Origin of the sequence: Natrarchaeobius oligotrophus (assembly GCF_003841465.1) — an archaeon.
GTDB classification, from domain to species: Archaea; Halobacteriota; Halobacteria; order Halobacteriales; family Natrialbaceae; genus Natrarchaeobius; species Natrarchaeobius oligotrophus.
The window spans coordinates 56,326-68,910 of the sequence record NZ_REFZ01000004.1; the positions used below are offsets into that span (position 1 = coordinate 56,326).

13 protein-coding genes are annotated in these 12,585 nt (G+C 63.6%); 8 read left to right on the forward strand and 5 right to left on the reverse strand.

All coding sequences use genetic code 11. The features are described 5' to 3' along the window. Positions 1 to 3 precede the first annotated feature (3 nt). Genes EA472_RS07005 through EA472_RS07015 form a run of 3 tightly spaced genes read left to right on the forward strand, consistent with a single transcriptional unit; the run spans position 4 to position 2,461 of the window. Positions 4 to 282: a hypothetical protein gene (locus EA472_RS07005; protein WP_394341339.1), complete on the forward strand. Its 279-nt coding sequence runs from the start codon at positions 4 to 6 to the stop codon at positions 280 to 282. Further along, entirely contained in the window at positions 279 to 1,400 is a 1,122-nt protein-coding gene (locus EA472_RS07010) for a DUF4350 domain-containing protein (protein ID WP_124190801.1), read from the forward strand. Before EA472_RS07005 ends, EA472_RS07010 begins: the two co-directional genes overlap by 4 nt. Beyond that, positions 1,397 to 2,461: an AAA family ATPase gene (locus EA472_RS07015; protein WP_124190802.1), complete on the forward strand. Its 1,065-nt coding sequence runs from the start codon at positions 1,397 to 1,399 to the stop codon at positions 2,459 to 2,461. The genes EA472_RS07010 and EA472_RS07015 overlap by 4 nt, the downstream gene beginning before the upstream one ends. A 10-nt stretch (positions 2,462 to 2,471) precedes the next feature. Here the strand turns inward: EA472_RS07015 and EA472_RS07020 are convergent, their stop codons facing one another. From EA472_RS07020 to EA472_RS07030, 3 genes are read right to left on the reverse strand one after another with little or no spacing between them, the layout of a single operon-like run. Beyond that, the gene (locus EA472_RS07020; RefSeq protein ID WP_124190803.1) at positions 2,472 to 3,413 is read right to left on the reverse strand and encodes a hypothetical protein; all 942 of its coding nucleotides are present in this window, start codon (positions 3,411 to 3,413) and stop codon (positions 2,472 to 2,474) included. Further along, positions 3,400 to 3,957, reverse strand: coding sequence for a hypothetical protein (locus EA472_RS07025; protein WP_124190804.1), 558 nt, complete (start codon positions 3,955 to 3,957; stop codon positions 3,400 to 3,402). Before EA472_RS07025 ends, EA472_RS07020 begins: the two co-directional genes overlap by 14 nt. Continuing rightward, positions 3,954 to 5,357 (reverse strand): DUF58 domain-containing protein, encoded by a 1,404-nt coding sequence (locus EA472_RS07030; protein ID WP_165874841.1) that lies wholly within the window; start codon positions 5,355 to 5,357, stop codon positions 3,954 to 3,956. Before EA472_RS07030 ends, EA472_RS07025 begins: the two co-directional genes overlap by 4 nt. Before the next feature lie 140 nt (positions 5,358 to 5,497). Here EA472_RS07030 and EA472_RS07035 point away from each other — a divergent pair, with 140 nt between their 5' ends. Together EA472_RS07035 and EA472_RS07040 are read left to right on the forward strand one after the other, a co-directional pair. Next, entirely contained in the window at positions 5,498 to 7,711 is a 2,214-nt protein-coding gene (locus tag EA472_RS07035) for a DUF4129 domain-containing protein (RefSeq protein WP_124190806.1), read from the forward strand. A gap of 46 nt (positions 7,712 to 7,757) precedes the next feature. Then, positions 7,758 to 8,825, forward strand: coding sequence for a DUF1616 domain-containing protein (locus tag EA472_RS07040; protein ID WP_165874842.1), 1,068 nt, complete (start codon positions 7,758 to 7,760; stop codon positions 8,823 to 8,825). Here the strand turns inward: EA472_RS07040 and EA472_RS07045 are convergent. Continuing rightward, a complete protein-coding gene (locus tag EA472_RS07045) occupies positions 8,789 to 9,313 on the reverse strand; it encodes a metal-dependent hydrolase (RefSeq protein WP_124190808.1) in 525 nt (174 codons plus the stop codon). The two genes, EA472_RS07040 and EA472_RS07045, sit on opposite strands and share 37 nt — an antisense overlap. Further along, positions 9,306 to 9,749, reverse strand: a complete 444-nt coding sequence (locus EA472_RS07050; protein WP_124190809.1) for a hypothetical protein — start codon at positions 9,747 to 9,749, stop codon at positions 9,306 to 9,308. The genes EA472_RS07045 and EA472_RS07050 overlap by 8 nt, the downstream gene beginning before the upstream one ends. A gap of 140 nt (positions 9,750 to 9,889) precedes the next feature. Here EA472_RS07050 and EA472_RS07055 point away from each other — a divergent pair, with 140 nt between their 5' ends. The 3 genes from EA472_RS07055 to asnB are packed head-to-tail and all read left to right on the forward strand — an operon-like array spanning position 9,890 to position 12,568. Further along, positions 9,890 to 10,198 (forward strand): PqqD family protein, encoded by a 309-nt coding sequence (locus EA472_RS07055; RefSeq protein ID WP_124190810.1) that lies wholly within the window; start codon positions 9,890 to 9,892, stop codon positions 10,196 to 10,198. Between the two features lie 10 nt (positions 10,199 to 10,208). Next, positions 10,209 to 10,694 carry a lasso peptide biosynthesis B2 protein gene (locus EA472_RS23395; protein ID WP_124190811.1) on the forward strand — a complete coding sequence of 162 codons (486 nt, stop codon included), beginning with the start codon at positions 10,209 to 10,211 and terminating at the stop codon, positions 10,692 to 10,694. Then, positions 10,691 to 12,568 (forward strand): asparagine synthase (glutamine-hydrolyzing), encoded by a 1,878-nt coding sequence (gene asnB / locus EA472_RS07065; RefSeq protein WP_124190812.1) that lies wholly within the window; start codon positions 10,691 to 10,693, stop codon positions 12,566 to 12,568. The genes EA472_RS23395 and asnB overlap by 4 nt, the downstream gene beginning before the upstream one ends. The last annotated feature ends 17 nt before the right edge of the window (positions 12,569 to 12,585 follow it).

A 12,585-nucleotide genomic window follows, 5' to 3' on the forward strand; every position in this document is an offset into this window, starting at 1 on the left:
CTGATGACGGCGCGACGAGACCGGTTCGTCCACTGGCAACTGGGCTGGATGCTCGCGACGGTACTCGTGCTCGTCGTACTCGATGCACTCTCGCTCGAGCTATTTTTTCTCTGCTCGTTGATCGGCCTGTTGGTCGTCACCGAGTTGACGACGCCGGTCAACGTCGCACCGGCCTGGCGAGCGCGGCTTCCGTGGCTAATCGCGATCGGTCTGATCGCGTTCGCCGTCCTCGTCGTCAGACGGGTGTTGCACATCGTGCCGTCGGAGGTGATGCCGGTGTGACCGGGGACGTCCTCGACCGCGTCGCCGATCTCGAGATCGCCTGGTCTCGCGTCCTCCTGTACGGTCTGGCCGTCGCCGTCGTCGGGACGATCGTCGTGGGTGGCGTCACCTCGACTGCGGCGTTCGCCCCGTTTAACTTTTCGTGGGACGGAACGAGCGACTTTCGAGAGCAGATCGAGGACGAACCGAGCGTCGAGCGCGGTCTCGTCCAGCAGAGCCACGAGTACGACGGACTATCGGCCAACGAGACGGTCGCGATCGTCGTGGCACCGAAGGCGTCCGACATCGAGACCGACGGCGATCACGTCCGTCGTTTCGTCGAAAACGGCGGAACGCTCGTCGTCTTCGATGCGGACGGCGCTGGCGGAAACGTCCTGCTCGAGGAGGTCGGTGCCGAATCGCGCTTCGACGGCCATCAATTGCGCGACGATCACCGGTATGACGGGGGGCCGATGATGCCGGTCGCGACCCCCGCCGGTGACCACTCGTTGACCGACGGCGTCGAGCAGGTGGTGCTCAACCGCCCGACCGCCATCGATTCCGGCGGCGGGGATGGCGTCGGGACGACGGAACAAACCGGCAACGCGACGATCCTGGTCGAGACCAGCGAGTTCGCTCGGTTCGAAGCACCGTCGGACGAAGCCGGATCCGGCCAGGGGACGGCGCTGCGAGCGGATCGCTTCGGTCCACACCCGATAGCGACTATCGAGGCCGTCGACGACGGTCACGTCGTTGCCGTCGGGGATCCGACCCTCACGACCAACGCGATGGGCGACCGCGCGGACAACCGGGTGTTCCGCTCGAACCTCTACGACGACGACGTGACGACGGTTGTCTTCGACGTCTCCCACGGTACCGATCTCCCCCCGATCGTGAGCGGATCCCTCGCCGTTCGAGAATCGCCACCGCTACAGGCCCTGATCGGCGTTCTCGCGGTCGCGGTGATCGGCATCGTGTCGAACCGCCGTCGCCGGTCGACGCGACGCTGGAGCGTCGATCGCTGGAGCGCTCACGAGCCGGTGACCGACGAGCGTATCGAGAGTGCCTCGTCCAAATCGAGGCGACGAAAGCAGGAGACGAACGCGAAGCGAAACGAACGCAGTGAGACTATCGAATGAACGAGACGAACCCACCGAACGACGACCGACTCCGACCGACGCACGAAACGACCCCGAAGGCCGTGTTCGAGACGCTTTCCGACGAGATCAAACGCGTTCTCGTCGGAAACGACGAGGTCATCGAACAGCTGACGGTGTCGCTGTTAACCCGCGGACACGTCCTGCTGGAAGGCGTCCCGGGTATCGCAAAGACGACGATCGCGAACCTCTTCGCGAGGGCGACCGGGCTCAACTACAGCCGGATACAGATGACGCCGGACGTCCTTCCCGCGGACGTCACCGGGACGACCGTCTACCGGGAAAACCGCGGGGAGTTCGAGCTCCAGCGGGGACCGATCTTCGCGAACGTCGTCGTCGCCGACGAGATCAACCGAACGACCCCGAAGACGCAATCGGCGTTGCTCGAGGCGATGGCCGAACGCCAGGTGACGATCGAAAACGAGACCCATTCGCTACCGACGCCGTTTCTTCTCGTTGCGACGCAAAATCCGATCGAGATGGAAGGCGTCTTCGCGCTACCCGAGGCACAGCGCGATCGGTTCCAGTTCAAACTTCGGATGGATCTTCCCGATCGGTCGGTCGAACGAACGATGTTGGACCGGTTCGACTCGATGGTAACGCTCGGACCGGATGCCATCGAACCGGTGGTCTCGACGAGCGAAATTCTGGTGGCGCGAAAGCACGTCCGCGACGTACACGTCGCACCGGAAGTCAAAGAGTACGTGCTCGACCTCGTTAGAGGAACGCGTGCGCATCCGACCGTCGAACACGGTGCCTCTCCCCGGGCAACGCTCGCATTCGTCGACGCCGCACGAGCGTGGGCGGCTATCGAGGGTCGAAAGTACGCGATTCCCGACGACGTAAAACGGTTCGCAGAGTCGATTCTCGGTCATCGACTCGTATTGGGTCCCGACGCCGATCTCGGCGGCGTCAGATCGGTCGACGTCGTCGCCGACGTCGTTGCCGACATCGAACCGCCGGGAATCGATGCGATCGAGTACGATGCCGAGGCCGCACACTTCGAGTCTGACGGTGGTCGTCAGCCGCGAGATCGGCGGTAGCGATCCGGACTCACTGTTCGTCGCCGGCGGTTTCTCGCTGGCGGCGTTCCTCCCATCTGCACGTCACGAGCCAGTCCGCCCGATCGTCGCCGTCGGTGACCTCGACCGCGACCGGTTGGGCCGTGGCCATCGCGAGACCGACCGCAAAAAACGAGGGAATCGGGTGATCGAATCGGTCGACGTCTCCGAAAGCGCTGTCGGAAACTGCGAACGTAGCGCGGTTGCCGACCACGTCGACTTCGGCACTGCTGGCAAGCTCGAGGACTTCGACGAGGGCGTCGACGAGCTGGACGGCAAACAGCGAGGGATCGCTCGCGAGATCGGACGTCAGCGTGCGTTCGAACTCGTGAAACAGACGCATTCCGGTCGGTTCGAGAGCGAGTCCACGAGCGTTCTCGTCGGTGACGATCGGCCCATCGTCGGCGTCGGGAAGGTCGTACTCCCTGTACCGTGGAACGAACAGGCGACAGGTCGCAAGCGTCCGTTCCGACGCCGGTATGGGGACGTAACGGACATCGTCCTCGAGACCGAGTGCGCCGGCGATGGCGCGCTGATTGGTCGCAAGCGCGGCGTAAATTCGTTCGCCAACACCGGCGGTGACGACGGTTCCCGGCGAGAGGAAGTAGATCAGGACCGCGCCGAACAAGCCGGTCGCACCGAGTGCAAAGAGGACGTTTCGTACGTCGTGGAGAACGAATCCGCCGCCGATCGCGACGAGACCGACGGCGACCAGCCCCGTCGCTCTCGCTCGATTTCGAGTCCCTCTGAGACGGGCGTACTCGCGTCTGAGTCGCTCGTTTTCCGCCTCGAGGCGATCGATGCGTTCGGTGAGCGAGTCCCTCTCGGACGGACCGTAACGGTCGTCTCGATCCGAACCTGCCTCCGAGACGGTCGTCTCCGCGCGTTCGTTCGTCGGTTCGTCCGCGGCGCTGTCGAGATCAGTCGTGGTCATAATCGGATCCTCCTCGTGGCGTCGAATCGCCCGCGGTGTCGCGGGCCGGCGTTGCTGCAGTCTTTCGTTTCACTTCGCGACGTCCGTACCGACGGATAGCTGCGACGACGACGGCGCTCCAGGCGAGAATCGAAACACCGACGGCCCACAAGGCGTCAGTGATCGCCGTCGCGACGACCCATCCGACGAGAGCCAGCACCGGAACGGTCACGGACGCAGCGACCGCAAACCGTCGCGGCGTTGCGGTCCGATACCCCGCCGTGAGCAACAACAGTCCGTATCCGCCGAGTGGAATCCACGCCAGTTCCGGTTCGGACGCGGATAGGGGTGCGATGGTCGAGAGCCCGACGAAGCCGGCTGCGAGAGCGTACGGCGTCCCGAACGCGTACCAGAGGCCAGCAGTTACGAGGGCGACGACGCCACCGATCGGTCCGGCGACGATCCACAACCCGGCGCCGACGACGATCAGCGCGCCGACGTCCAGAACCGATCGATCCGGGATGGCAGACTCGTCGCGTTCGCCTCCGTCGAACTCCGTGCTCACGTCCGACCACCCTCGACAGGAGGACGACGTCGTCTCGAGAACTGATTCGGGGGCTCCGCGTACAGGACAGAGACGCGGTCCAGTCGTGTGAGATCGCGACGAAGGGTCGAGTCATCGCCCGGTGGCAAAAATACCACCACCTCGTTGCCGCGGGTGCGTGCGAGCGAAACCGCCTCGCGGAGTTCGCCAGAGCGGGACCCATCCGTGAAAATCGTAACTCGCCGTGGCCGTCGCGATCCGACGATCACGGTAACCGCATCGACGAGCGAACCCGCCGGAATCCGATCGGTGCCCCGCGCTCGTTCCTCGTAGATCGGAACGAGCGTCGCTGTAAACGGGTCGTCGGTCGTGCTCGAAGACGCGTCGGTCAGCTCCGCAAGTCGCCGTCTCGCTTCGTCGCCGGTGAGACTCCGTCCGGTACCGGTTACGACGTCGTGATCGCTATCCACGTCGAATCGGTTTGTCGCCCCCGATCGATCACCGACGGTCGGCTCGAGATCCAGTAGCCGTCGTCGAACCGTCCGGTAGCCGGAACCGCTGGTCGTTCGCTCGAGATGCGTGCTGATGCCGTCGTCGTCGACGCAGACCAGCCCGACGGAATCGCCGCGTCGGAACGCGCGCTCGGCTATCGAGAGTGCGAGTTCGCGGAACACGTCGAACGTCGTCACGTCGGACGATCCGCGTACAACGCTCTCTCGGTGATCGACGACCAGAGTGGTCTGTCGATCGGTCCCCGTTTCGTACTCCCGCACGAACGTGGTTCCGAGGCGAGCGGTCGCTTTCCAGTCGATCTTGTCGGCCGTCTCTCCCGGGATATACTCGCGGGGCTCGCTCGGCAGCTCGTCCGACCCGAGACGGCCGTGCTCGTGGTCTCCGTACACGGTTCCGTATCGCGCCCCGACGTACTCCGCGTCGATCAGATCCGCATCTGGCGGAGTGACGGTGATCGTCGACGAGTCGTCGATCCGCAACGTTTCCCTGAGAAAGCCGTCCGTCGCCGTCATCGTTACCGCATCGAACCGGTGATCGCCCGACACCGGCCACGTGAGCGGCCGAGAGATCGTCGCCCTTCTCGTACCGGGTTCGAGCGAAAGCGAAAGCGACGCGGTGGACGCTTCTCCGCTGGCGACGGCCGCAGTCGGAACGCCGCCATCGAACGACAGCCGAAGCGGTGAGGGCCCCTCGAGGGTCGCAGCCAGCGTGACCGTCACGGAATCACCTGACCGGACTTGCCGGCGTTCCAGTTTCCGGTCGATCGAAAGCGAATCGATCGTTCGACCGAGCGCGCTCGTGAACGCGAACTGCCGCGCGACGATCCACGCGCAAACGGCGGTCGAACCCGCAAGTAGCAGTGGGTCGTCGAAGACGACCGCGAGGACGACGAGTACGGCGGCGACCATCCAGCTCGCCACGAAATTGGTTCGCGGATACATCGGGTTATTTCACACCCGTCTCCGGCGACCGATCGGCGAAACTCATACGCCACTGAACGGCTGGTTCAATTGAATAGTTTTTTGATTTTAGCGGAGTATGTCCGGATGTGAACTCGGTCACTAATCGGAAACTCGTGCTCCTCGCTCTCTCGCTCTGTCTCCTGACGGCGGCCGCCATCTGTCTCGGACCGGTCGCCGCCGGGAGCGGGGAGGACGTGCGAACCAACGGCGAGCGTACGAACGAAACGGGTTCATACGTCGATCCCGACGAGTACTCCGAGTCGGGAGACAGGAACGCCCTCCGAGCGGCGCTTTCGGACGTGCTCGCACTGCGTCTCGAAACGGCGGTCGACGAACTCGAGCGAGGGGAGTACGAGGCGGCCGAGGCGGTCGTCGACGACGTCTACCGGGTCCGAGTCGAGCAGTATCGGACGATCGTCGATGCGACGGGCGGGTACGATTCCGAAGACCGTCCCGTAGACGAACCGACGCCAACGGAAGCGTTCGATCGGGCCGGAATCGATCTACGTACCCTTATCACCGCGCTCGAAGCGTACGACGAAACTCAGCGCGAGTACGAACGGGCGATCGAGCGCGGCGACGAAGAGACGGGACTCGACCGCGCACGCGAACTCGACGTGCTGGCGGCCGACGTCGCCGCGGCGAACGAGAGCGTTCAGAAACAGGTCGCCGCGGCCGATCCCGTGACCGACGTCGATCTCGACGCCTCCTCCGATCGCCTCGAAACGGTCGATCGTCGCATCCAGCGGGAGCTGGCTGACGTTCGATCGAGTCAGTTCGAGACGACCACGATGACTGCCGATGCCGACGCCGACGCGGTTTCGGTGACGGATTCGATCACGGTGTCCGGAACGGTTCGCGTCGAAAACGAGAGTCGGTCGGACGACGAAACCGACCGATGGCCGGCAGACGATCCACTCGTCGTCGAAATCAACGGGAACGGACACGAACTCGACGATCACGACGACGGACGGTTTAGCGTCGAGTATCGGCCACGTCCGCTCGCACCCGCGGTCGACGAATTGCGCGTCCGGTACCGTCCGTCTCCCGGCGTCGACAACGTCGGAAGCGAAGCGACCGTCCCCGTCTCGATCGAACCGATCGAACCGTCGCTCGAACTCGAGAGCACCGACGAGGTCGCGTACGGAGAGACGGCGTCGTACGCGGTCCACCTCACGGCGGGCGACGACGCCGTCGACGGCGCGCCGATTACGGTGTCACTCGGCGACACCGAACTCGAGACGGTAACCACAGTCGACGGCACGGCGACCGGTGAGGTGACGGTTCCCGCGTCAGTTCCCGCGGGTGAACGAGAACTTTCCGCGCGGGTCGCGGTCGACGAGCGAGCGATCGAACCGGCGGTGGTTCGAAACCAGGTGACCGTCCGCGAGCGTGAGACTCGACTCGGAATCGGCTCGGCGCGACTCGACGACGGAATCCGGGTCGGAGGGGTACTGACGACCGCCGACGGGACCCCCGTTCGCGACCAGCCGGTGGTGCTGTCGGTCGACGAAACCTCCGTCGTCGTCACGACGGGCGAAGACGGCCGCTTCGACGAGACCGTTTCGACGTCGACGTCGGACGAGGAACTGACGGTGAACGCGACGTACGACGGTGCCCATACCAACCTGGCGTCGACGAGCGCCGAGACGAGCGTCGGCGGTCAGCGATGGGGGACGCTCTCGTTCCTTCCCGCCGGACCGGTGATCGCACTCGTGGTTTGTCTCGTCGTCGGAGGCGTCCTCGTCGGTGTGTGGGCACTCGGAAGATTCACCCGCGGTCCCGACCCGCTCGCGCGCTTCGTTCGCTCGAGGATCGGCCCCGTCTCTCAGCAGCGACGGTCGATCGACGAGCGAGCGGTTCTGGTCGAGGAATCCGACGAACCGAACCCGGTGGACGACCGGGAACCGACCGACGCCGGCGATTCGAGTAGCGGCGACGGACGCGTTGACGATACCTCGAGGCGCGTAGACGAACTGCTCGATCGAGCGTCCGATCACGTCTCGCGGGGGCGGCCAAACGAGGGCGTCCGGTTGGCGTATACGGCGGTTCGGCTGGCGCTTCGATCGACGATCGACGACGACAGGACGAACACCCACTGGGAGTTTCGACGGCGGTACTCGGGCCCGCACGAGGACGAACTCGCGCACATTACCGAACAGTACGAACGCGCGGCGTTCGGACGCGAAACGGTGACGGAGGAGGTTGCCTCGGACGTCCTTCTGGACGCCTACGCGCTCGTCAAACTCGTCGACGCTGACGCCTCCGACGACCTCGAGGAGATTTCCGTCGAGCGTTGATTCCAGTTCCGATCAGTTTATTATTACGCGAACGATGCAAGAGCGTATGGGGACTGGCCTGCTGTCTCGGTTCTCGACGCCCCTCTCGAAACGGATTTTTGCTCCGGATATCGTCGCCGTCGTCTGCGTCACGGCGTTGACGAACGCCGTGATCTTCCTCCCGATCCTGAGAGAGAGCGCGTTGCGGGTGCCGTTCGGACTCGCGTTCCTCTTTTTCGTCCCCGGGTACGCGTTCGTCGCGGCGCTGTTTCCCGAGGACGAGTCCAGGTCGACCGTCTCGGATCGCACCGCTCGAGTGACGCAAACCGAATCCGAGACGGGTGACGGGGGAATTTTCGGAGTCGCATCGAAAACGGGAATCGACTGGGTCGAACGGCTGGCGCTTTCGTTCGGTCTGAGTGTCGTGATCGTGACGCTGCTCGGCTTGCTTGGTGATCTCTCGTCGTGGTCGGTTTCTCTCGAGATGATCGCGTTTTCCGTCACCGGATTCGTGCTGGTCTGCAGCGGTGTCGCCGTTGTACGCCGTCAGCGCCTGGCACCAGCGGATCGGTTTCGGCTACCGTTGGGATCCCACCTTTCCGCCGGTAAGAGTGGGCGAACCGACGGCGAACTACGGATCGATACGCTCGCGAACGTCCTCTTGATCGCTTCGATCGTGTTCGCGTTCGGAATCGGTACTCTCGCCGTCGCCGCTCCGGCGGGTGGCGAACAGTTTTCGACGGTGTCGATCGTGACTGAAAACGACGACGGAGAGATGGTTGCCGACGGATATCCCTCCGAAATCGACCACGGCGACGACTTCACGGTGTTCGTCGACCTCGGAAACCGAGAGCACAGGGAGGTGACGTACACTGTCGTCGTCCTCGAACAGCGCCTCGGTGATGGGGGATCGAACGAAACGTCCGTCTCGGAACAGCGAGAACTCGACCGATTCGAGACGACGCTGGCACACGGCGAGTCCGGCGTCTACGAACAGAACGTCGAGCCGACGACGACGGGCTACGTACGCGTCGCCTGGCTACTCTACCCGGACGACGTGCCATCGGAGCCGTCGCTCGAAAATACGGAGTATCACGTTCACCTGTGGTTGAACGTGATCGAATCCGACGACTGATCCGCACCTCTCGCGTTTCGATACCGCCGGAGTGCAAGCGCGAGCGTGATCGCGACGAGTGCCGGCCACCGATCGCTACTCCGAAAGAGCCCGGCTGCGGGCGGTTGGTACCCGGAGATCGGCCAGAAGACGGCGTAGGTGTTTCCGGACCACGTGATCAACAACGAATCGAGTACGTGGTGTGAGCCCGAACCGACCGCGAGAAGAGCCGCGACGCGTACTCTGTAGCCGGGGGGAACCATCAACGCGCCCAGCGCGATCAGAACGATCGACCCACCGAGCGTATGCAACGCAGCCCACTCCCAGGGGAGTCCGGTGACAGCGGTAACCGTCTCGTCGCTGACGAGAAGCCCGATCTTTTTGACGTCCGGTAACACCGCTCCGATCATCACCACCGTCACGTGACGCGAATCGGCCCACTCGTAACGAATGGCGATCAGTGAACCGAGAACGTAGCCCGCCAGCACGTGCGTCAGCAGATCAGGCATCTCGCTCACCGCTCCGATCGCATCGCCGCTCCACGTCGGGTTCTTTCACCGAGGGTCCCCCACGCTCCGTTTCCTCGGCCGTCGTTCGGCTCCGCCGTTTCGTGAACGACCGCAGTGGTCGGTGGTGCGACCGCGGAACGAACGTCCACCGCCGGAGGTCGAACCGAAACCCCTGGACGGTTCTGACAGCCACCCAGAGGCAACCGACGACCGAGACGGCGTACATGTAGTACACCTCCCACGGCTCGCGGGAACCGGGCCACTCGCGAAGCGGGAATACGGCCTCGAGCGCCACCGGGTTTCGAACGGTATCGCCACGGGAGATCGCCTCGAGTATTGTGGGTTTACTCGATCCGTACCAGATCGGAAGTGCAACGAGGGCGGCGACGAGTATCGAGAGACAGAGCAGTCGTCCGCACCGACCGAGTGACTTCATTGCCGACATTATTCAACGTACAGCAATCATAAGTATATGTGGTTCGATCGAGCAACGACTCGTCCGACCGACGGAAACGGGATTGTAATCTATAGATACATACTTATACCAGAAGGTTCTTTTGAAATATTATTAGGAACATGGGGGAATCCAACCTCTCGGAATCGGACGAAGTCGTCGCGAGCAACGATCATCTCTCGACGAATATCGACGGTGAAACGGTGATTTTACACCTCGATTCGGGAACGTACTACGGCCTCAACGAAGTCGCCTCCGAGATCTGGAGTCGACTTCAAGAGCCACGAACGGTCGGTGAACTATGCGAAGAGATACTCGCAACGTACGAGATCTCTCCCGATCGGTGTACGAACGACGTCGAGTCGGTGCTGGCCGATCTAGCCGACGCCGATCTCGTCGAGATCGAAAGAAACTGCGACGGCGGTTCCTGAATCTACAGGTATGGGCCGAGTATACGGGTTTCTGAGGATCTCCTCGGGAGACAAGTTCAGAGCGTTGCTGGCGGCGGCGTTACTCGTCGCTGTCCGATTCAGTTTCGTACTGGTGTCGTTCGCCTCGTGCAGACGAGTGTTGATCGGGACGACTGCACGGCTGTCACCGATCGTCCCCGGCTCACCACCACCGGCCCGCGTCGCGTGGGCCGTAGACGCGACGGATCGGAATCTTCCGGGGAGTCGAACCTGTCTGATGCGGTCGCTAACGTCAGAGGCGATTCACCGACTGTACGACCACGACGTCGTCCATCAGATCGGTGTCGATCCGATCGGTGATGAGCGTCCCGACGGTCTGGAACCTGCGGGCACACCCAACGGCGGATTCGAAGCCCACTCTTGGATCGAGTGTGAGGGCGAGGTTATTCTCGGTGACCTGGGTGATCTCTCACGCTTCGAACCGCTACCGCCACTGAACGGAACCGAACGATCGTGAGCGGAATTGCCGGCGTCTTCGACCGATCACGTGGCGGCGTCGATCCCGACGTGATCGAGACGATGTCCGAATCGATCGCTCACCGTGGCCCGGACGGGGGCGGACGCTGGTGTGACGAGCGCGTGGGGCTCGGCCACCAGTTACTGGCGACGACGCCGGAGGCGTCGTTCGACGCGCAGCCGCTTCGGGACGGACAGTTCGTCGTTACAGCCGATGCCCGCATCGACAACCGGGCCGAGCTGCTCTCGACGCTCTCGATTTCGAAACCGGCCCACCGGATTCCCGACAGCGAACTGTTGTTGCGAGCCTACCGCCGGTGGGGGAAGCGGTGCGTCGAGCGACTGATCGGCTCGTTCGCGTTCGCCATCTGGGACGCGAACGAGCGCACCCTCTTTTGCGGACGCGACCGCGTCGGCGTCAAGCCGTTTTATTACCACCGGACGGACGATCTGCTGGCGTTCGCCAGCGAACCGAAGGCGTTGCTATCCCTCTCCAGTATCGATGGAGTCGTCGACGAGGCGAAAATCGGCGAGTTCCTGACCGGTGCGTTCGATGACGAAACGCGATCCTATTACGAATCGATCGCGCGGCTTCCGCCCGCACACACGATGACGGCCGGTCCGTCCGACGTCGACGTTCGTCGCTACTGGACGCTCGATCCGACCAGAACGATCACGCTCGAGTCGGATCGAGCGTACGAACGGCGTTTTCGTGAGCTACTCGAACGGGCCGTCCGGTGTCGTCTCCGATGCGACGGCCCCGTCGGCTCCGACCTCAGCGGCGGTCTGGACTCGTCGTCGATTACGGTCGTTGCCCGCGACCTGTTGCCGTCGGATGCGCCGTTACACACGTTTTCGAACGTCTACGAAAACGCGCCCTCGAGCGACGAACGCGAGTTCATCGATACGGTGGTCGAACGCGAGGGAATCGACCCGCACTACGTCTTCGCTGGCACGGCAGCACTCCCCGATCGAGCGAGCGTACGGACGTACTTCGATCGACCGCCGCACAACACGTTACACTTCGCGAGGTGGGAGAAAACCAAGCGCGCACGAGACGTCGGCGTCGACGTGATGCTCGGGGGCGACCTCGGGGATAGCGCGGTCGGCTACGGGCTCGGACTGTTGCCCGAACTGTTTCGAACCGGCAGGCTTCGACACCTTTTCAGCGAGCTCCGCGCGATCAGCGATCTCGTCGATACGCCAGTACGACAACTCTTCGTGAGACAGACGCTCTATCCGATGGTTCCGGAGTTCGTTCGGTATCGGTACCGACGGCTTCGGAACCGGCCCGTTCTCGAGGAGGAGGCAAACCCCACGCTGTCGCCCGAATTCGTCGATCGGACTGATCTCCGATCCCGGTACGCCGCGGCCACTGCGACGGGAACGACGCTCACGCGCACGGACCGGGAGTGGCAGTGGCAGTCGATCACGGCGGCGACTAACGCCGCGAACTTCGAGACGACCGATCAGATCGCCGCCGCGTTCGGCATCGAGCCGCGGTATCCGTTCACCGATACGCGTCTCCTCGAGTTCTCGCTGGCGATACCGCCCACACAGCGCCTCTCGAACGGAATGACTCGATCGATCCTCCGTCGGTCGCTTTCCGATCTCCTTCCCGACCGAGTTCGCACTCGGCCCTGGAAGACCATGATGAACGAAGCGTTCTGGAACGCCCTCGCCGAGGAAGAGCCGAGACTACGAGCGCTCACTGCCGATCCCGGTCCGCTCGAGCGGTACGTCGACGTCGTCGACCTCGAAGCGGCGCTCGAGCGATTCGACGACCGGCCGACGACCCGCGACGCCCGGGCGCTCTGGCGGGCGCTCTCGCTCGCGACGTGGCTCGAGACGACTTCGGCGTCCGATCACCCGTAGGTCAGTTCGAAGCGTCC

Bases quoted from the DNA above. Each gene is read 5' to 3' on its own strand.
- EA472_RS07055 (WP_124190810.1), top strand. From the start codon at position 9,890: ATGGGGGAATCCAACCTCTCGGAATCGGACGAAGTCGTCGCGAGCAAC.
- EA472_RS07040 (WP_165874842.1), top strand. From the start codon at position 7,758: ATGGGGACTGGCCTGCTGTCTCGGTTCTCGACGCCCCTCTCGAAACGG.
- EA472_RS23395 (WP_124190811.1), top strand. From the start codon at position 10,209: ATGGGCCGAGTATACGGGTTTCTGAGGATCTCCTCGGGAGACAAGTTC.
- EA472_RS07015 (WP_124190802.1), top strand. From the start codon at position 1,397: ATGAACGAGACGAACCCACCGAACGACGACCGACTCCGACCGACGCAC.
- EA472_RS07020 (WP_124190803.1), bottom strand. From the start codon at position 3,413: ATGACCACGACTGATCTCGACAGCGCCGCGGACGAACCGACGAACGAA.
- EA472_RS07045 (WP_124190808.1), bottom strand. From the start codon at position 9,313: ATGCCTGATCTGCTGACGCACGTGCTGGCGGGCTACGTTCTCGGTTCA.
- EA472_RS07005 (WP_394341339.1), top strand. From the start codon at position 4: ATGACGGCGCGACGAGACCGGTTCGTCCACTGGCAACTGGGCTGGATG.
- EA472_RS07030 (WP_165874841.1), bottom strand. From the start codon at position 5,357: ATGGTCGCCGCCGTACTCGTCGTCCTCGCGGTCGTCTTCGACGACCCA.
- EA472_RS07050 (WP_124190809.1), bottom strand. From the start codon at position 9,749: ATGAAGTCACTCGGTCGGTGCGGACGACTGCTCTGTCTCTCGATACTC.